Annotated in this window: 17 protein-coding genes; 6 read left to right on the plus strand and 11 right to left on the minus strand. The window is 64.1% G+C overall.

Annotated features, from left to right (window positions below; translation table 11 throughout):
• Position 1: 1 nt before the first annotated feature.
• Positions 2–2,602, minus strand: a complete 2,601-nt coding sequence (gene pepN, locus KM135_RS08190) for an aminopeptidase N (protein WP_221713489.1) — start codon at positions 2,600–2,602, stop codon at positions 2–4.
• 359 nt (positions 2,603–2,961) lie between these two features.
• On the opposite strand from pepN, the gene KM135_RS08195 reads away from it, so the two are divergent.
• Both KM135_RS08195 and KM135_RS08200 read left to right on the plus strand, forming a co-directional pair.
• Complete coding sequence (locus KM135_RS08195) at positions 2,962–4,686, plus strand: FkbM family methyltransferase (protein ID WP_221713490.1); 1,725 nt, start codon at positions 2,962–2,964, stop codon at positions 4,684–4,686.
• Between the two features lie 176 nt (positions 4,687–4,862).
• Positions 4,863–5,693, plus strand: coding sequence for a Rossmann-fold NAD(P)-binding domain-containing protein (locus KM135_RS08200; protein ID WP_221713491.1), 831 nt, complete (start codon positions 4,863–4,865; stop codon positions 5,691–5,693).
• Here KM135_RS08200 and KM135_RS08205 read toward each other — a convergent pair.
• Together KM135_RS08205 and KM135_RS08210 are read right to left on the minus strand one after the other, a co-directional pair.
• Positions 5,631–6,548, minus strand: a complete 918-nt coding sequence (locus tag KM135_RS08205; protein WP_221713492.1) for a DMT family transporter — start codon at positions 6,546–6,548, stop codon at positions 5,631–5,633. The two genes, KM135_RS08200 and KM135_RS08205, sit on opposite strands and share 63 nt — an antisense overlap.
• Positions 6,545–7,546 carry a threonine aldolase family protein gene (locus KM135_RS08210; RefSeq protein WP_221713493.1) on the minus strand — a complete coding sequence of 334 codons (1,002 nt, stop codon included), beginning with the start codon at positions 7,544–7,546 and terminating at the stop codon, positions 6,545–6,547. Before KM135_RS08210 ends, KM135_RS08205 begins: the two co-directional genes overlap by 4 nt.
• Positions 7,547–7,708: 162 nt before the next feature.
• Here KM135_RS08210 and KM135_RS08215 point away from each other — a divergent pair, with 162 nt between their 5' ends.
• From KM135_RS08215 to kdsA, 3 genes are read left to right on the plus strand one after another with little or no spacing between them, the layout of a single operon-like run.
• The gene (locus KM135_RS08215; RefSeq protein ID WP_246605853.1) at positions 7,709–8,392 is read left to right on the plus strand and encodes a class I SAM-dependent methyltransferase; all 684 of its coding nucleotides are present in this window, start codon (positions 7,709–7,711) and stop codon (positions 8,390–8,392) included.
• Between the two features lie 16 nt (positions 8,393–8,408).
• Complete coding sequence (locus tag KM135_RS08220; RefSeq protein ID WP_221713495.1) at positions 8,409–9,416, plus strand: KpsF/GutQ family sugar-phosphate isomerase; 1,008 nt, start codon at positions 8,409–8,411, stop codon at positions 9,414–9,416.
• Positions 9,417–9,465: 49 nt separating this feature from the next.
• Positions 9,466–10,296 (plus strand): 3-deoxy-8-phosphooctulonate synthase, encoded by an 831-nt coding sequence (gene kdsA / locus KM135_RS08225; protein WP_221713496.1) that lies wholly within the window; start codon positions 9,466–9,468, stop codon positions 10,294–10,296.
• A 15-nt stretch (positions 10,297–10,311) separates the two neighbouring features.
• Here the strand turns inward: kdsA and KM135_RS08230 are convergent, their stop codons facing one another.
• From KM135_RS08230 to rho, 8 genes are all read right to left on the minus strand, one after another.
• Positions 10,312–11,229, minus strand: a complete 918-nt coding sequence (locus tag KM135_RS08230) for a ParB/RepB/Spo0J family partition protein (protein WP_221713497.1) — start codon at positions 11,227–11,229, stop codon at positions 10,312–10,314.
• Positions 11,226–12,008 (minus strand): ParA family protein, encoded by a 783-nt coding sequence (locus KM135_RS08235; RefSeq protein ID WP_221713498.1) that lies wholly within the window; start codon positions 12,006–12,008, stop codon positions 11,226–11,228. Before KM135_RS08235 ends, KM135_RS08230 begins: the two co-directional genes overlap by 4 nt.
• Positions 12,005–12,706, minus strand: a complete 702-nt coding sequence (locus tag KM135_RS08240; RefSeq protein WP_221713499.1) for a 16S rRNA (guanine(527)-N(7))-methyltransferase RsmG — start codon at positions 12,704–12,706, stop codon at positions 12,005–12,007. Before KM135_RS08240 ends, KM135_RS08235 begins: the two co-directional genes overlap by 4 nt.
• A complete protein-coding gene (gene mnmG / locus KM135_RS08245; protein ID WP_221713500.1) occupies positions 12,703–14,565 on the minus strand; it encodes a tRNA uridine-5-carboxymethylaminomethyl(34) synthesis enzyme MnmG in 1,863 nt (620 codons plus the stop codon). Before mnmG ends, KM135_RS08240 begins: the two co-directional genes overlap by 4 nt.
• An 84-nt stretch (positions 14,566–14,649) precedes the next feature.
• Positions 14,650–15,945, minus strand: a complete 1,296-nt coding sequence (gene mnmE / locus KM135_RS08250) for a tRNA uridine-5-carboxymethylaminomethyl(34) synthesis GTPase MnmE (protein ID WP_221713501.1) — start codon at positions 15,943–15,945, stop codon at positions 14,650–14,652.
• A gap of 24 nt (positions 15,946–15,969) precedes the next feature.
• On the minus strand, positions 15,970–16,230 hold the full coding sequence (locus tag KM135_RS08255; protein WP_221713502.1) for a DUF6489 family protein: 261 nt from the start codon (positions 16,228–16,230) through the stop codon (positions 15,970–15,972).
• A 115-nt stretch (positions 16,231–16,345) separates the two neighbouring features.
• Positions 16,346–17,023: a YjbE family putative metal transport protein gene (locus KM135_RS08260; RefSeq protein ID WP_221713503.1), complete on the minus strand. Its 678-nt coding sequence runs from the start codon at positions 17,021–17,023 to the stop codon at positions 16,346–16,348.
• A 15-nt stretch (positions 17,024–17,038) separates the two neighbouring features.
• On the minus strand, positions 17,039–18,295 hold the full coding sequence (gene rho, locus KM135_RS08265) for a transcription termination factor Rho (protein WP_221713504.1): 1,257 nt from the start codon (positions 18,293–18,295) through the stop codon (positions 17,039–17,041).
• 165 nt (positions 18,296–18,460) lie between these two features.
• Here rho and KM135_RS08270 point away from each other — a divergent pair, with 165 nt between their 5' ends.
• Positions 18,461–18,634 (plus strand): hypothetical protein, encoded by a 174-nt coding sequence (locus KM135_RS08270; RefSeq protein ID WP_221713505.1) that lies wholly within the window; start codon positions 18,461–18,463, stop codon positions 18,632–18,634.
• Positions 18,635–18,659 lie beyond the last annotated feature (25 nt).

The raw sequence follows: 18,659 nt of genomic DNA on the forward strand, positions 1-18,659 counted from the left end.
TTCAGGCCAAGCTCTTGCTGGCCTGCTCGAGCACGTCCTTCGAGAGGTTCGGCGTGACGGCGATCCGCTCCAGCTCCGCGCGCATCAGGGCGCCGCGCGCCGCATCAAACCGGCGCCAGCGGCCGAGCGGCGGCACCAGCCGCGCCGCGGTCTGCGGATTGAGCTTGTCGAGCGCGATGATCGTGTCCGCGACCATGCGATAGCCCTTCCCGTCCTTGCGGTTGAACGCCCACTGATTGGCCGAGAAGGCGCCGAACAGTGCGCGCGCCCGGTTGGGATTGGTCAGGGTGAAGTCGGGATGCTGCTCCAGCGCCTCGACGATCTCGACCGTCTCGGGATGGAAAGCCAGCGCCTGCGTCTGGAACCATTTGTCGATGACCAGCGCATTGCCGGCATAGCGATCGTAGAACTTGCCGAGCGCCTGCGCCCGTTCGTCGCTCGCGCCGCTTGCCAGGATCGCCAGCGCCGCCTGCCGCTCCGTCATATTGTCGGCGCGGTCATACTGGTCGAACGCGAGCGCGGCGCCATCCGGTGCGCCGGACGCCACGATATAATTGAGCGCGACCGTGCGCAGCTTGCGCGCTTCCCGCGCATCGGCCGACAATGAGAAGCCATTGCGCGCGCACTCGGCATGCACCGTGCGCCAGTCGCTCTCCAGGGCCTGGCCGATCGCCTGTTGCAGCGAATCGCGGGCAGCGTGGATGGCATCGGGATCGACGATCTGCATCTGGTCGCCAAGATAGGCTTCACTCGGCAGACGCACGGCTTCGGCGACGAAGGCCCGGTCCAGCGACGGATCGGCAATCGTGCGGCGGATCGAGTCGATGATGACATCGCTCTCCAGCGGCCCGCCGGCGATATGGCCGAGCAGCCCGTTGATCATGAGCTGCTGCATCGCCTCGTAACGGCTGAACGGATCGTCGTCCCGCGCCGCCAGGAAGGCCAGTTCCTCCGCGCTTTGCTCGGCCTCGACGATGATCGGCGCTGCAAAGCTGCGGTTGATCGACAGGACCGGCGCTTGCGTGAAGCCCTCCTTGCGCAGTTCGGCCTGCTGATGCTCCAGCAGGAAGACCTCTTCACCGTGATGCGTCCCGGTCGCGGGATCGAACAGGGCGAATTTGAGCGGGATTGCCATCGGCGCCTTGTCGTCCTGGCCCGGCGTCGCGGGGACCGTCTGGCGGATCGCGATGGTCACACTACCCGTCGCCGGATCATAGTTCGGCCGCGCGGTGACGCGCGGGGTGCCGGCCTGGCTGTACCAGAGGCGGAACTGGGCGAGATCGATCCCGCCGCCTTCCTCCATGGCCTTCACGAAATCCTCGCAGGTGACGGCCTGCCCATCATGCCGATCGAAATAGAGATCCGTCCCCTTGCGGAAGCGCTCCGGCCCGAGCAGCAGCGCCATCATGCGGATCAGCTCGGCGCCCTTGTTATAGACCGTCGCCGTGTAGAAGTTGCTGATCTCCATATAAGATTCCGGGCGCACCGGATGCGCGAGCGGACCGCCATCCTCCTGGAACTGCGCGGCGCGCAGCACGCGGACATCCTCGATGCGCTTGACCGCGCGCGAGCCCATGTCCGCCGAGAATTCCTGATCGCGATAGACGGTGAAGCCCTCTTTCAGCGAGAGCTGGAACCAGTCGCGGCAGGTGACCCGGTCACCCGACCAATTGTGGAAATATTCGTGCGCCACGACGCTCTCGATCGCGTCATAGTCCGGGTCCGTCGCCGTTTCCGGATCGGCGAGGATGTAGCGCGAGTTGAAGATGTTGAGGCCCTTATTCTCCATCGCGCCGAAATTGAAATCGGCCACGGCGACGATGTTGAACACGTCGAGATCATATTCGCGGCCATAGGCCTTTTCGTCCCAGGCCATGCTGTTCTTGAGCGCGGTCATGGCATGGCCGGTGCGCGGCAGGTCGCTCTCCGCAACCCAGATGCCGAGCTTGACCTCACGGCCGCTCATCGTCGTGAAGCTGTCCGCATTGCAGGCAAGGTTACCCGCGACCAGGGCGAACAGATAGCTGGGCTTGGGGAACGGATCGACCCAGCGCGCCCAATGCGTGCCGTCAGCGCCCTCGCCCTGCTCGACGGGATCGCCGTTAGCGAGCAGCACGGGATAGGCGGCCTTGTCGGCGCGCATCGTCACGTCGAAGCGCGAGAGCACATCCGGCCGGTCCGGGAAGAAGGTGATGCGGCGGAAGCCCTCGGGCTCGCATTGCGTGCAGAGCAGGCCGCCCGAGGCATAGAGGCCCATGAGCTGCGTGTTGGCGGCAGGCGCGATCTCGACTTCGGTCTCGACGACATGCGTATTGCCGGCGAGCGCGACGATCAGCACGCCGTCATCGAGGCGCCAGTCGCCTTCGGCAAGCGGCTGGCCATCGACCACCACGGCAAGCGGCGTCAAGCCATCGCCATCGAGGCGCAGGGGGCGGTCATGGCTGCCGGCGCGCTCGACGGTCAGGCGCGCACGCACGCGGGTGGCCTGCGGATCGAGATCGAAATCGAGGCTGATCTCCGGCACCAGCCAGAGCGGCGGGCGATAATCTTCGCGGCGGATGGCGGGCGGCGTGGCCGGGGCCTGAGTGGTCTGGGTATCCATAGCTCTCAATTAGGGTGCGGGGCGGAATGGCACAACCACACAGGGGCTGGGCAAGGCGTTAAGCGCTTCATACCGACGTAATTTTCTTACGAAGGTTATGAAGGTTATGGGGTCGGCTCAAATGTTGAAGGGTTCGACTCGGGTTTCGGCGGGAAAACGGAGCATGGCGCCTCGCTCTTGCCATAGCCCGGATGCTGTAGGACAGCGGCATTCCGATAACGCATCTCCTGATCTTCGGGGATCGAGGGAACAGGATCGGCAGGATTGATGCGCTTCGACGATCGCGCGGCGCTCGGCAAACCCAGTCCCCCGTTCGCGCCTTAGCCATTCTTTAACCATGTTTGCTCCAATATGAGGGCATGGCACAAGAAGACATGGATCGTATTGACGCCTATGTGGCGACCCTGGGCGAGGTTGTCGCCATCGCGGATGCCAATGATCCCGCCCATGACGAGACCAAGCGCCAGTTCCACGAAGTCGCCCATATCGGCGGCGATCCATCCTACTGGATCGGGTCCGAGGAACAGCTGCAGATTGGCGACACCGGCGGGCAGGAACCGGTCTTCATCTGCTTCTACACGCGCGACACCGCTTATGAACCGCTGGCAATGCGGCTGCGAGACACGCTTGATGCCCACGGACTCGATCACCAGATCGTCGGGATCGACAGTCTTGGCGCTTGGGAACATAATTGCGCCTATAAGGCCCGCTTCGTCCGTGATCAGTGGCATGCGCTCGGCCGGCCGATCGTCTGGCTGGACGCCGACGCGACGGTCGAAAGCGATCCGGTGCTGCTGCGCCATTGCGGCGCCGATTTTGCGGTCTGCAAATATGACGGCTGGGAATTCGGATCCGGCACATTGTTCTTCAACGCCACACCGGCCGCCGGCCGCCTGCTCGACTCTTGGGTCGCGCGGTGTGAGGCCGATCCGCTGATCTGGGACCAGATGCATCTCGACGCGGCCTGGGCCGATATCGCCAGCAGCGAACCACTCATCACCCAATGGCTGCCTGAATCCTATCTCCACATTTTCGACGAGGTCGGGCAGTCGGCCCCGGTCATCACCCATTGGCAGGCCTCGCGCGAGAATAAGGCGCTGGTGAGCGGCGGCGTGGCCCGGCCGAAACCCGAAATCCCAGAAGCGTTGAAGGAAGCGCGGCGCTACAGCCGGTTTCACCAGGCGCGGGAAAACACGGACATCGGCACAGGCAGCCCGTCGCGCGTTGACCAGGCGCAGACCGACCGACCTGCCCGATCAATGCAGCCGGACATGTTGCCCCGGGTGGACATCATCAGAGCGGAAGAGGCCGATTGGCTGCTTCTGAACTCCCCGGACCATATATCGGATTTCATCCGGAAGAACGGATTCTGGGGACGGACGGAAGCAGACATCTGCAAAATGTTCATAGCCGGCCGAAGCAATTGTATCGTGATCGATGCGGGGGCGAACATTGGCGGGTTCACGATACCCATCGCCAAAATACTTTCGGAATCTGATGGCACACTCTATGCGTTTGAACCGCAGAGAATCGTTCATCAGCAGCTCTGCGCGAATATTTTCATGAATAGGCTGAATAACGTCTATACATATAATGCCGCTGTCGGAGAGGTAAGCGAGATACTCTCGATACCGGAACTCGATTTCCGGACGAGCGAGAATATTGGTGGCTTCTCAATCGATGAAACTATCAGGGAAAATCTGCGGGAAACCTGCCTGAAGAAGGGCTATTTTCTCAATCATAGCAGGAATGATATCAAACAGTATCGGGTGGAGAAAATTCCGCTCGACATGCTGGAGATATTCTCATCCGTCGCTTTCATAAAGGTCGACGTGGAAGGCTATGAGCTGGAATTCTTCCAAGGCGCCGTCGAAACAATAAGACATAATGGCTTTCCGCCCATTGTTTTCGAACTGTGGGAAGGAATGCCCTGGTATGAAGAAAAGGCGCAGAAGACTGTCAAGTTCCTGAGCGATCTGGGATATCGCTTTGAGAAATTCGGACGGGAAATATTGGCGGTCCATCCGGCACATCCCGTGCAAATGCAGCTCGATCGGAATGGCGGCACCTTGCGGGCAGCCTGACAGTGTCGATCGGGCAAAGGCGACGGCGCCTTTCCTGTTCCCGTGCCCAACCCTGGCGATCCGGGGCTGACCAAGCGCACTCCCTAGGCCCTGTCTGGTTCGAGAATGACGGCTCGGAAAAATATCAAAAGCAGGATAAGCCGCGCGATCCATGATCGTAGCGAGGCCGATGTCTCATGCCGCATCTTCTTATCTTCGGGCTCGGCTATAGCGCCGGACGGCTGGCACGGCGGCTGGCGGGCGAGGGATGGACGATCGAGGGAACAGGATCGGCAGGATCGATGCGCTTCGACGATCGCGCGGCGGTCGAAGCGGCGTTGCGCCGCGCAACACATATCCTCTCCTCGGTGCCGCCGGGTGAGTCCGGCGATCCGGTGCTGACCACCTATGGCGCGGCGATCGCGACGGCGCCTGCAGCATGGATCGGCTATCTCTCATCGACGGGCGTCTATGGCGATACCGGCGGGGCGTGGGTGGACGAGAGCGCGCCGGTGGGGCTGGGGCGACGCAGTGCGCGGGCGGCCGCCGATCTCGCCTGGCAGGGATTGGGACGGCCAGTGCATGTGTTCCGCCTTCCCGGCATTTATGGGCCAGGACGGAGTGCGCTGGATCGTCTGCGCGCGGGGGCGGCGCGACGGATCGATCTGCCTGCGCAGATCTTCAGTCGCGTACATATCGACGACATCGTTGCGGGCGCGGTGGCAGGCATGGATGGCCCGCCGGGCGTCTATAATCTCGCCGACGACCGGCCCTGCCCGCAAAACGAGGTGATCGCCTGTGCGAGCGCGTTGCTTGGCGTGGCACCGCCGCCGCTGCAGACGCTGGAGCAGGCCGATCTCTCGCCTGCCGCTTTGGCCTTTTATTCGGAGAATCGCCGGGTCGCGAACGGCAAGGCAAAGCGACTGCTTGGCTGGCGGCCACTCTATCCCGATTATCGCAGCGGCCTAGCTGCTTGTCTTGCGGCGGAGACGGGCCTGCATGGCGATGACCATGCCGCCGAGCGCTAGCACCACCCCCGCGATGGCGAGCGGCGTCCAGCGATAATCCTCGAAGATGGTTGAAATGCCCATGGCGAGAATCGGGATCAGCACGCTCGTATAGGCGGCCGGACCTGCGCCGATGCGCTGAATCAGGCCGAAATAGAGCGGGAACGTGACGACCGAACCGGCGATGGCGAGATAGAGCACTCCCAGCCAATAGCCGGAGCGCGGATCAACCAAGGGCGGCCCAACTGTCGCCCAGGCATAGGCGCCATCCACGAACGCACCGATCGCCATTGACCAGACGAGTAGCGTGGCCATGGGAATGGTGCGGGCCATCGGCGCGGCCTGCATCACGTTGGCGATCGACGCGAACAGGACGGCAAGCGTGCAGAGGCCGAGCGCCAGCACGACATCCGCCGGCGCGGCGGTGACGCTCGCGCGATATTCGTTCACGAACAGACAGCCGATGCCGACGATCGCCACAAACGAGCCGGCCAGAAAGCCGCCGGTGACGCGCTCGCCGAAGAACAGCCGCGCCATCAGGCTATTGGGGATGATGAGCAGCGCATAGACCAGAGCGCACAGCCCGGAGGTGATGTGCGCCTCGGCCCGGTAGAGCAGATTGAAGTTCAGCACGAACTGGCAGATGCCCATCAGCCCGCAGAAGATCGCCTCGCGCCGCCCGAGCCGCAGCGACACGCCGTTGATGCGCGCCAGCACTGCCATGCCGAGCGCGGCAATGGCGAAGCGATAGCAGACCGACCAGCTCGGCGGGACAACGCCCAGCTGATCGCGAATGACGATCCAGGTCGACGACCAGATGAGCGTGATGATCGCGAACGGCATGACGACGCCGCTGGCGAGCTGGCTCGCTTTCATAAGGCAGCGATGGCGGCCGCGAACGGGGCGACGTCCTCCACGCGGTGATGCCAGCTCGTGACAAGCCGTGCGGCGCCTGGCCCGGCATCATGGAAGCCGAAGCCCTGCGCGCGCAGATGCGCCGCCTCGGCCGGCGAGAAGCGGACGAACAGCATGTTCGCTTCGGCCGGGTGGATCAGGCGATCGCCCGCCGCCTGCGCGAGCGGGACGGCCGCCTCATTGGCGGTGCGGGCATTGACGAGCCAGAGATCGCCCTCCAGCATCGCATGCAATTGCGCAGCAATATAGCGCCCCTTGGAGAGTAGATGGCCGGCGCGCTTACGGCGGCGCTTGGCTTCGTCGGCGCGCGCCGGATCGAACAGGATCAGCGCCTCGGCATTCATCGCGCCATTCTTGGTGAATCCGAAGCTCAGCGCATCGACGCCCGCCCGCCAGCTCAGATCCGCCGGTGTCGCGTTGAGGCGCACCAGCGCATTGGCGAAGCGCGCGCCATCCATGTGCAGCGAAAGGCCGTGCTCCCGGCAGAAGGCGCCGATCGCGGCGACCTCGTCCGGGCGGTAGATCAGACCATATTCGGTGGCATTAGCGATCGAGACGGCGAAGGGCTTCGTATGATGGACGGCCTTGCCCAGCCGGGCAATCCGCGCCTGAAGTTCCGCGACATTGAGCTTCGCACCGTCGCCAGGGCAGGTGAGCAATCGCGCGCCGCCGGTCGCCAGCTCCACAGCGCCGCATTCGTCGACAACGATATGCGCTTCGTCATGCGCGAGGATGCCGCCATAAGGCGGACACAGCAGAGCGAGCGCCAGCGCGTTTGCCGACGTGCCCGTCGAGCTCCAGACGACCGCGACCTCGCGCTCGAACAGCTCGGAGAAACGCGCGTCGAGCGCCTGGCTCAGCGCATCGCCGTCATAAGCAGAATCCACGCCGTCGGCAGCGGCGAGCGCTTGCCAGATGGCAGGATGCACAGGCGCCGTATTGTCCGAGAAAAACTGCATGCGCCCCGCATGGCCAGCTTGGTGAACGCCGTCAATCGGGCGTGGATGGCATTACGCGATTAACACTCTGTTAGGCATATCCCGATACTTCCCGTTCATGGCGTAAAGCTGCGCTGAACAGGGGCGCAGCCGGCCAATGCCAGGAGACTGACTTTGAACGACATGGCTATGGGCTTCGACACCGGACGCTCCGACACGGCAGTGGCCGGCATGACGTCAACGATCGCGCCGGACGCGCCGGTTTCCGCCTCGCCCGCCCCCACGCACATCATCAACGATGTGTATGATGCGCAGATCAGCGAAGCGCTGCGCTTGCTCGCGGGGACCTTCACCAAGCGCGACGATGTCGCCACTCTGTTCCGCGAAGGCGGCAGCGGCGTGGAGCTGGGCGTTGCCGGCGGCGACTTCTCCGAGCGCATCCTGAACCGCTCGAAGGTGGGCTATCTCTACAGCATCGACATGTGGGAAGGCGACCGCGGCCACGACATGCAGCAATATCGCGAGGCGATTGCGCGGCTCTCGGCCTATCGCGACCGCAACGCCATCCTGCGCATGCGCTTCGACGAAGCCCTGCCGCTCTTCCCGGACCACAGCCTCGATTTCATCTATGTCGACGGCTACGCCCATGACGGCGAACTGGACGGTGCGACTTTCCGCGACTGGTTCCCCAAGCTCAAGAGCGGCGGGATCATCTCGGGCGACGACTATCATGCCGACTGGCCGCTGGTCGTGGCGGCAGTCGACCGGTTCGTGGCCGAAAACGGCCTGGAGCTTCACGTGATCGATTGCGGCGAGGCGGACAGCTGGAACTCCAAATATCCGACCTGGTTCGCGATGAAGCCCTGAGCGGGACGCGAGCACCATGTTTCAGGACGTCAAGCAGCGTCTCGGCCTTCAGCGCCAGCTCAGCCCCGAACAGATGCTGGCGCATGGCCGCACGGTCCTCCAGACCGAGGCCGACGCCATCGCCCAGCTGGCCGATGCGCTGGACGACGCCTTTCCCCGCGCGATCGAGCTGCTGCTCGGCACGAGCGGGCGCGTCATCGTCAGCGGCATGGGCAAATCCGGCCATATCGCGCGCAAGATGGCGGCGACCTTCTCTTCTACGGGTCTTCCCGCCTTCTTCGTCCATCCGGGCGAAGCAGCGCATGGCGATCTCGGCATGATCACGCCGGGCGATGTGCTCGTCGCCCTTTCCAACAGCGGCGCGACGCCCGAGCTCAAGCCCATCATGAACCACGCGAAGCTGCTTGGCTGCCCGGTGATCGGCATCACCTCGCAGCGCGGATCGCCCATGGCCCAGGTCGCGACCGTGTGCCTCACCCTGCCACGCGTGCGCGAGGCATGCCCGGCCAATATCTCGCCGACGACCTCGACCACGCTGATGCTCGCGCTGGGCGATGCGCTGGCCGTCACGGTGATGCAGGCGCACGGCATTTCGCGCACGCAGCTCGAGCTGCTGCATCCGGGCGGCGCGATCGGATCGCGGCTGCTGCCGGTCGGCAAGATCATGCATCAGGGGGATCAGCTTCCGCTCGTCGCCGCACACACGCCGATGCCGGACGTATTGGTGACGATGACCGAGAAGAGCTTCGGCATTGCCGGTGTGCTCGACGAGGCCGGACAGCTGCTCGGCACGATCACCGATGGCGACTTGCGCCGCAAAATCGACGGGCTGCTCGCGCGCACGGCGGGCGACGTCATGACCGTCAATCCCAAGACGATTGCGGACGGCATCTATGCCGAGGATGCGCTGGAAATCATGGCCGTGAACAGGATCACGGCCTTGTTCGTCATGGACGCGGAGGCGCCGGACGTGCCGGTCGGCCTCATCCATATCCACGATCTCGACCGGCTCGGGATCTCCTGATGGCCGGGGCGGGTTTCCGTGAGGCCACAGCGGGTCTATGACAGCGGCCATGACCGCACCCCGCACCGTCACCGTCGGCGAGATCGCCATCGCCAATGACCGGCCGCTGACGCTGATCGCCGGCCCCTGCCAGATGCAGTCGCGCGATCATGCGCTGGAGACGGCGCAAGCGCTTGCCGAGATGACTGGCACACTTGGCATGCCGCTCATCTACAAGACCAGCTTCGACAAGGCGAACCGCACGTCCGTTTCGGCCGCACGCGGCATTGGCCTCGCCAAATCGCTCGATATCTTCGCGGAGATCAAGCAGCGCTTCGGTTGCCCGGTGCTGACCGATGTGCATGAGGCCAGCCAGTGCGCGCCGGTCGCCGAGATCGTCGACGTGCTCCAGATCCCGGCCTTTCTCTGCCGCCAAACCGATCTGCTGCTCGCGGCGGGCGAGACCGGCCGGACGATCAACGTGAAGAAGGGCCAGTTTCTGGCTCCGTGGGATATGGCCAATGTCGCGAAGAAGGTGATGAGCACCGGCAACGACAAGGTGCTGCTGACCGAGCGTGGCGCGAGCTTTGGCTACAACACGTTGGTGAGCGATATGCGCGCCTTGCCGATCCTGGCCGAGACCGGTTGCCCGGTGGTGTTCGATGCGACGCACAGCGTGCAGCAACCGGGTGGTCAGGGGACGAGCTCGGGCGGCGAGCGGCGCTTCGTGCCGGTGCTGGCGCGCGCGGCGATCGCCATCGGCGTAGCGGCCGTGTTCATCGAGACGCATGAAGACCCGGACAATGCGCCGAGTGACGGGCCGAACATGGTGCCGCTCAGCGAACTGCCGGCGCTGCTCTCAACATTGCGGGATTTCGACGCGCTCGCCAAGCGCGGCTGAACTGTTGCGGGCGGACTAGAAGCCGCCGCCTGTCAGCTTCTGGCAAATCATGTCGAGCTGTTCGAGGCTGGAATAGTTCAGCGTCAGCGTCCCCTTGCCGCTCTCGAAAGTGATGCCGACCTTGAGGCCGAGCAGATCGGACAGATGCTGCTCCATCGCGACGAGATCGGGATCGCGCGAGCCGGTCGATGCCGGCTTGGCGCCACGTGGCGATTTACCTTCGCGCGCGACGCGAACCAGATGCTCGGTCTCGCGGACCGATAGCCCTTTCTCGGCGATTTCCTGCGCGAGCGCGACGCTGCCCGGTGCCCCGATCAGCGCACGCCCATGGCCCATGCTGAGCTTGCCCTCCATGACGAGGTCCTGCACGTCGGCCGGCAGATCGAGCAGGCGCATGAGGTTCGCAATGTGGCTGCGCGACTTGCCGACGATGCGGGCCAGCGCTTCCTGGCTGTGTTGGAATTGCGTGGTCAGGCGGCGATAGGCCAGCGCTTCCTCGATCGGATTGAGATCCTCGCGCTGGATGTTCTCGACCAGCGCGATTTCCAGCGTCTCGCCCTCGGTGAAGTCGCGGACGATGGCAGGGATCTGGTGAAGCTGCGCTTTTTGGGCCGCGCGCCAGCGGCGCTCGCCCGCCACGATCTGGTACCGCTCGCCGCCGGACGGCCGCACGATGATCGGCTGGATCACGCCGCGGGCACGGATGCTCTCGGCCAGTTCCTCCAGAGCCTGCTCGTCGAACTGACGGCGCGGCTGCTCCGGATGCGGCGCAATGCGGGCGATTTCGAGGAGCTGGACCGAACGATTGGGGTTGGCGACGCCGACCTCGGTAGATGCCTCCGTCGGCACGTCCCTGTTGACCTCGCCCAGCAGTGCGGAGAGGCCGCGGCCAAGCGGGCGGCGGACATGTGCCTTGTTGTCATTGTCGCTCATGCGGCCACCTCTTCTCGCGGAAGCCGATCAATCAGTTCACGTGCGAGCGCCATATAGGCTTCCGATCCGGCGCAGCGCATATCGTAGATGAGAGCAGGAACGCCGTGACTGGGCGCCTCGGACAGGCGGACGTTGCGCGGAATCACGGTCTTGAAGACGAGATCACCGAGGCAGGCGCGCACATCATCCGCAACCTGATCGGTCAGGCGGTTGCGACGGTCATACATGGTCAGCGCGATACCGAGAATGGACAGGCCTGGATTGAAACGGGCGCGGATACGCTCGACGGTCTGGAGAAGCTGCGAGAGGCCCTCGAGCGCAAAGAACTCGCATTGCAGCGGGACCAGCACCGACTGGACCGCGACCATCGCGTTGACGGTGAGAAGACCGAGCGACGGTGGGCAGTCGATCAGGCACACATTCCAGCGGTGATCGCCACCCGTCGCAAGGGCGTTGATCAGGCGATGGGTGCGTTGCTCGATGTCGATGAGTTCGATCTCGGCGCCGGAGAGGTCCTGCGTCGCGGGGATGATATCGAGGCCGGGGACGAGGCTATGGACTACGGCTTCGTCGAGCGTGCAGTCGCCGATCAGAAGATCATAGCTCGACCTGGCGCGATCGCGCTGGCTCACGCCGAGGCCGGTGGAGGCGTTGCCCTGGGGATCGAGGTCGATCAGCAACGTGCGATGACCTGTCGCCGCGAGTGCGGTCGCGAGATTGATCGCCGTCGTGGTCTTGCCGACGCCGCCCTTCTGATTGGCAATGGCGATGCTGATCATGGTCGGTTCCTGGCGCGCAAACTTCTCTTTCTTCCTGCGTGTGAGCCCTGGCGATTCGGCGGCGCGGCGCGGCGAAGTTGCTGGATGGTCACGATCACGCTTTCAGGGCTGGTGATGCTCTGTTCCACGTGAAACACAGCTTGCCAGTCATGGCGCACGATTTCCAGTTCGTTCTCGCCCTGACGGCCCTTTGGCAGCAACCAGAGGGTATTTTCATCCGATAAATGACTCGCACTGGCGAGCAGACGGTCAAGCGGCGCATAGGCCCGTGCCGAGATGATGCCGGCAGGTACCTCGAACAACGCCTTCTCGACCTTCACGCCGCAAACTTCCACATGTGTCAGTCCCATCGCGTCTACACAGCGCGCGAGAAAGTCCACGCGAAGCGGACGCACTTCGACCAGCTTCATGGGCCGATTACTCAGGCACGCAATGACCAAGCCAGGGAAGCCCGCGCCCGTTCCAAGATCGACCCACGGTGCTGCCTCGTCGATCCGGGCACCGTCGATCATTGGGAACAATTGCGCCGAATCAACGAGGTGCCGTGCCCAGATCGAATCGCGACTGGCAGCAGAAATCAGATTCTGCCGATCAGCTTCCTCGAGAACCAGACCGACGAGCTGGCGTAAGCGATTGCCGATGGTCCCCTCCCACCAGCCTCTCTCGCGCAGCCAGCCCTGGGCCTCCTCCTCGGTCATGCCGCGTGCTGCCGCGTCGCCACGAGCAACGCCGCAAGGGCGGCCGGCGTGATGCCGCGAATGCGGGCCGCGGCGCCCAGCGTCTCCGGGCGCGCGAGGCTCAGACGCTCGATCATCTCCGCGCTCAGGCCGCCGATCGATCCGAAGTCGAGCGCGAGCGGCAACGCAATCGCTTCATTGGCGCGCAGCGCCCGAACCTCTGCCTCCTGCCGTTCGACATAGGGGGCATAGATGGCATCCTGCAGTTGTTCCGCGATCAGGTCGGAATCGTCGGCTCCCGCCAGTTCCGGAGCCAGCGCCGCAAGATGTTCCCGAACGATCGCCGGAAAGCGTGCCCATTCGCGCAGGGAGCGGCGCACCCCGTCCTCGCGCACATCAGCGCCGACGTTGCGCAATGACTCACCGGTCGTGACACGCTCCCAGCCGGATTCCGTCCACTGGCGGGCCTGCTCCCGCAATTCCCACCAATGCGCCCGCTCTTCCCCGACCAGACCAAACGACAGGCCAATCGGCGTCAGGCGAGTCGCGGCATTGTCGGCGCGCAGCCGCAGCCGAAACTCCGCGCGGGCGGTCAGCATGCGATAGGGCTCAGTAATCCCCTGAAGGCAGAGATCGTCGATCAACACACCGAGATAGCTCTCGGCGCGATCGAGGATGAGCGGCGCGAGATCGAGTGCGCAGGCCGCTGCATTTGCGCCCGCAACCAGCCCCTGTGCAGCCGCTTCCTCATAGCCGGTGGTGCCGTTGATCTGACCGGCAAGGAACAGACCGGGCATGGCAGGGAGCGCGAGCCGGCGATCCAGGGCGCGCGGATCGATGTGGTCATATTCGACCGCGTAGCCCGCGATCATCATTGCGACTTGCGCGAGACCGGGCAACGTCCGCAGGAGTGTCAGCTGGACGTCCGCCGGCAGCGACGTGCTGAGTCCATTGGGATAGACCAGCGGCGTATCGAGTCCTTCGGGCTCGAGAAAGATCTGGTGGCCGTCCCGATCGCCAAAGCGAATCACCTTGTCCTCAATCGACGGGCAGTAGCGCGGGCCGCGCCCTTCGATGTCGCCCGAGAAGAGCGGCGACCGGTCGAGACTGCTGCGGATGATGTCGTGTGTTTCGGCAGTGGTGCGCGTGATGGCACAGGCAAGTTGGGGTTGCCGCGAGCGGTCTGCCAGTCCGAGGAAGGACATGCTCCAGAAGGTTGGGTCAGTCGGCTGCGCTTCGAGTCGTGCCCAGTCGATCGTGCGGCCATCGAGCCGCGCGGGCGTGCCGGTCTTGAGCCGGCCCATCGGCAGGTCCAGCGCGCGGAGCTGCGCGGCCAGCGCACTGGCAGCATGCTCGCCGATGCGGCCGCCCGTAACGCGCTCCTCGCCCCGGAACATGATGCCGCCCAGAAAGGTGCCTGTCGTCAGGACCACAGCCCTGCCCCGGAGCGTCGATCCGTCCGTCAGTTCTACGCCTTCGATCCTGTGTCCCGCGCCGAGGCGGAGCGCCGCCACCTCTCCGGCGATCACGTCGAGGCCAGGCTGATCCCGGACCATCTGCTGAATCGCCGCGCGATAGAGTGTACGGTCCGCCTGAACGCGAGGGCCGCGAACGGCAGCGCCCTTGCTCGCATTCAGCATGCGCCGGTGAATGGCCGCGCGATCCGCCGCCCGCGCCATCAGGCCGTCAAGGGCGTCCACCTCCCGGACCAGATGCCCCTTGCCAAGCCCGCCGATCGACGGATTGCAGGACATCTCGCCGATACGCGCAGGGTCAGCCGTGACGAGCGCGACTTGAGCGCCGCGCCGTGCAGCAGCAGCAGCAGCCTCGGTACCGGCGTGCCCGCCGCCAACGACAATGACATCATAGGATGTACTCATCGGCCCGCCCTACTCCGGGCGCCCCAAGTGGTCAAAGCCTGTTCGATGCGCGAGTGTTCCACGTGGAACGTCGGCGCGCCGACGCTATTTGCCGATGCAGAAGCCGGAGAAAAGTTCGTCCAGAACGGCATCGGTCGTGACGTGGCCGGTGAGTTCATCGAGCGCGCTCAGCGCGTGCCGTAAATTCTCGGCAATGAGGATTTCGTCAGTTTCGTCTACCGCATCACGTACAGCGGCAGCGCTGCGCAGAAGGACCGCCCTCTGGCGCTGTGATAAAGCATAGTCACCGGGAACCGGCAGCAGTGATTCTGCGACGATGCAGAGCCTGTCGACGAGGTCCGATATCCCCTGCCCCGTCCGCGCTGATATGGCGAGACCCTGACCGGAGGAATTCACGTCCGCCTTCGCGTGAAGCTGGATCAGCTCCCCGTGAACGGGCGGTTTCATATCAGCTGCACCAAGCCACAACACGATATCGGCCTGCGCCAACAGGGCCTCGGCGCGATCGACCCCGATCCGCTCGACATCGTCTTGCGCATCCCGCAACCCGGCCGAATCAGACAGAAGAAATGGCACGCCGCGAATCGCGATCGTCGCCTCGATCACGTCCCGCGTCGTTCCGGCATGCGGCGAGACGATGGCTGCGTCCCGACCGACGAGCGCATTGAACAAGGTGGATTTTCCGGCGTTTGGCGGCCCACCGATGGCAACTCGTATCCCGTCCTTCAGCCGCTCCCCACCTGGCTTGGCGAGATCGCTCTCCATGGCGGCCGCGATCTCGACGCAGGCATCCGCCAAACCTTCGATCGTTCCCGATTCCTCGACATCGCCCTCGTCGGAAAAGTCGATCCGCGCTTCCACCTGCGCCGCCAGCTTGCGAAGCGCCGTCGTCCAGCCCTCGATCCGGCGACTGAGGCCACCGCCCATCATGGCCATGGCCGCGCGCCGCTGAAGCGCGGTCTCGGCCGCCAGCAGATCGCCCAGCCCCTCGATGCCGGCCAGATCCATCTGACCGTTCAGAAACGCGCGCCGCGTGAACTCGCCCGGTTCGGCGAGCCGCATGCCGGGCAATCGGGCCAGTGCCGCCTCGACGCTCCGAACAACGGCGCGCGAGCCGTGGCAATGCAGTTCGGCCATGTCCTCGCCGGTCTCCGTGCGCGGACCGGGAAAGATGATGAGCAGTCCCTCGTCGAGAAGATCGCCGGCTTCGGGATCGACGAAGCGACGAAGGGCCGCACGGCGCGGCTCGGGCAAATCCCGCGTGGTCAGCGCCCGCGCGGCACGCAGCGCAGAGGGGCCGGAGAGTCGAATGACTGCGATCGCCGCCGGCGGTTGCCCGCTCGACAAGGCGAAAATGGTCGGCTTTTCAGGATTGCTCACATCATCGGCTCACGTGAAATATGTTCAGCCGTCTTTCTTGGTCGTCCCGCCAGCACCTGCCGCGCTGATGCCGAGGTCCATGAAGCTCGAAAACAGCTTCATGCCTGCGTCGCCGAGCGGCGACATGCTGCGAAACATGCGCTCCATCTGCTCAAGATTGGCCTGGCCGCTCATCGTGTCCGCCACTGCCTGAAGGTAGAGATCGTGGATCGGCTTCATGTCCGGCAGGCCCAGAAAGGTCCGCGCCTCTTCGGGAGTGCAATCGACGTCGACTGTGAATTTCATCGCGGCGCTTCTCCATGCTGATCCCCTCGGGGACCGGCCTGCCATGCCGCATCGGGATCGCATTTGCCACAGATTTGAACGAATGTCCCCCCGGGACGGATATCGGGCCCCAGCCTCAGACGAGCTGGAGAAGCCCGATATCCTTGTCGACAATGCCCGTATAGATCATCGAGAACGCCACATAGATGATGACCAGCAGGCCGATCCAGGCGATCCAGCGATAGCGATCGATATATTTGGCGATGACGTTCGCGGCGATGCCCATGAGCCCGACGGCGAAGACAAGGCCGATCATCAGGATGCCGGGATGATCCCGCGCCGCGCCTGCGACCGCAAGGACATTGTCGAGGCTCATCGAGACGTCCGCGACGGCAACGGCCCAGGCCGCGCCGGCAAAGCTCTTGGCCGCCCTGACGCCGCTATGCTCGTCACCCTCGATCTCCGGCGAGCCGTGGCTGTTATCCGCGCCTTGCCGGATCTCGCGATACATTTTCCACGAAACCCAGAGCAGCAGCACGCCGCCCGCGAAAATCAGCCCGATGAGCTGGAGCAATTGAGTGACGACGAGCGCGAAGCCGATGCGCAGCACCAGCGCCGCGATGATGCCGATGAGGATCACCTTCTTGCGCTGCTCGGCGGGCAAGCCCGCCGCCAGCGCGCCGATTACGATCGCATTGTCGCCGGCCAGGAAGATATCGATCAGAAGGACCTGGCCGAACGCGAACCAGGCGCTGGTGCTGCCCGTGAACAGATTGCCGATGTCGCTGACGATGTGCGCCCAGATTTCGGTCATGCGTCCCCGGCCAACTTACTGATTCATGGCAGCAAAGAAGTCTTCGTTTGTCTTCGAATCCTTCATCTTGTCCAGCAGGAATTCCATCGCATCGACGGTTCCCATCTGCATGAGGATGCGGCGAAGCACCCACATCTTGGACAAAGTGGCCTTCTCGACGAGCAGCTCTTCCTTGCGCGTGCCGGACTTGCCGACATCGAGCGCCGGGAAGATGCGCTTGTCGGCCACCTTGCGGTCGAGGACGATTTCCGAGTTGCCGGTGCCCTTGAACTCTTCGAAGATGACCTCGTCCATGCGGCTGCCGGTGTCGATCAGCGCGGTGGCGATGATGGAGAGCGAGCCACCCTCCTCGATGTTGCGCGCGGCGCCGAAGAAGCGCTTGGGGCGCTGCAGGGCGTTCGCATCGACACCGCCGGTCAGCACCTTGCCGGAGCTGGGGACGACCGTGTTATAGGCGCGGCCGAGGCGGGTGATGGAGTCGAGCAGGATGACGACATCCTTCTTGTGCTCGACGAGACGTTTGGCCTTCTCGATCACCATCTCGGCGACCTGGACGTGGCGGGTGGCGGGTTCGTCGAAGGTCGAGGAGACGACCTCGCCCTTCACGCTGCGCTGCATATCGGTGACTTCCTCGGGGCGCTCGTCGATGAGCAGCACGAGCAGGAAGACTTCCGGATGATTATCGGTGATCGCCTTGGCGATGTTCTGCAGCATCACCGTCTTGCCGACGCGGGGCGGGGCGACGATGAGCGTGCGCTGGCCCTTGCCCTGCGGCGAGACGATGTCGATCACGCGGGCCGACTTGTCCTTGACGGTCGGGTCGAGCGTATCGAGGCTCAGCTTCTGCTCGGGATAGAGCGGCGTCAGATTGTCGAAATTGACGCGGTGGCGAACGGCCTCGGGATCGTCGAAATTGACGCTGACGAGGCGAGTCAGCGCGAAATAGCGCTCGCCATCCTTGGGCGCGCGGACTTCGCCTTCGACCGTGTCGCCGGTGCGCAGACCGAATTTGCGAACCTGATTGGGCGAGACATAGATGTCGTCGGGACCGGCCAGATAATTGGCCTCCGGGCTGCGCAGGAAGCCGAAGCCGTCCGGCAGAACCTCGATCGTGCCCTCGCCGATGATCTCGGTGCCGTTCTCGGCCTCGACCTTGAGGATCGCGAACATGATGTCCTGCTTGCGCAGGGTGGAGGCGCTCTCAATGCCCAGCTCCTCGGCCATGGCGACGAGGTCAGCGGGTGCTTTGCGCTTCAATTCTTTGAGATGCATGGAAAATCGAGTCCGACTCTTGGCGTGTTATCATGAGAATGCGGTGATGGTCAGATGGTGCCGGGGCCGCCGCACTGGCGAGGCTTGCAAGCGCTGGTCATGCGCCCCGGTGAAAGGGAATGGCCCGGATTAGGCCGTGCCCGGAGCCGAGTCAAGGCGCAGGCGATGAGCCGCCCAGTCGCCAGCCGGGTCAAAGATGATCGCGTACCCGGCAAAATTCAAGATGACCTCTCCGGTTACGTCACTAACGGTTTTGAAGATCGCGCCGGGCGGGATATGGGAACTCAAAGAAAAGACAAGCGGGCCGCCGGATCCAATGCTGATCACAGGGAGGCATAGATATGCCGGGATGGCTCGAAGACTT

Source organism: Sphingobium xanthum (assembly GCF_019737615.1).
GTDB classification, from domain to species: domain Bacteria; phylum Pseudomonadota; class Alphaproteobacteria; order Sphingomonadales; family Sphingomonadaceae; genus Sphingobium; species Sphingobium xanthum.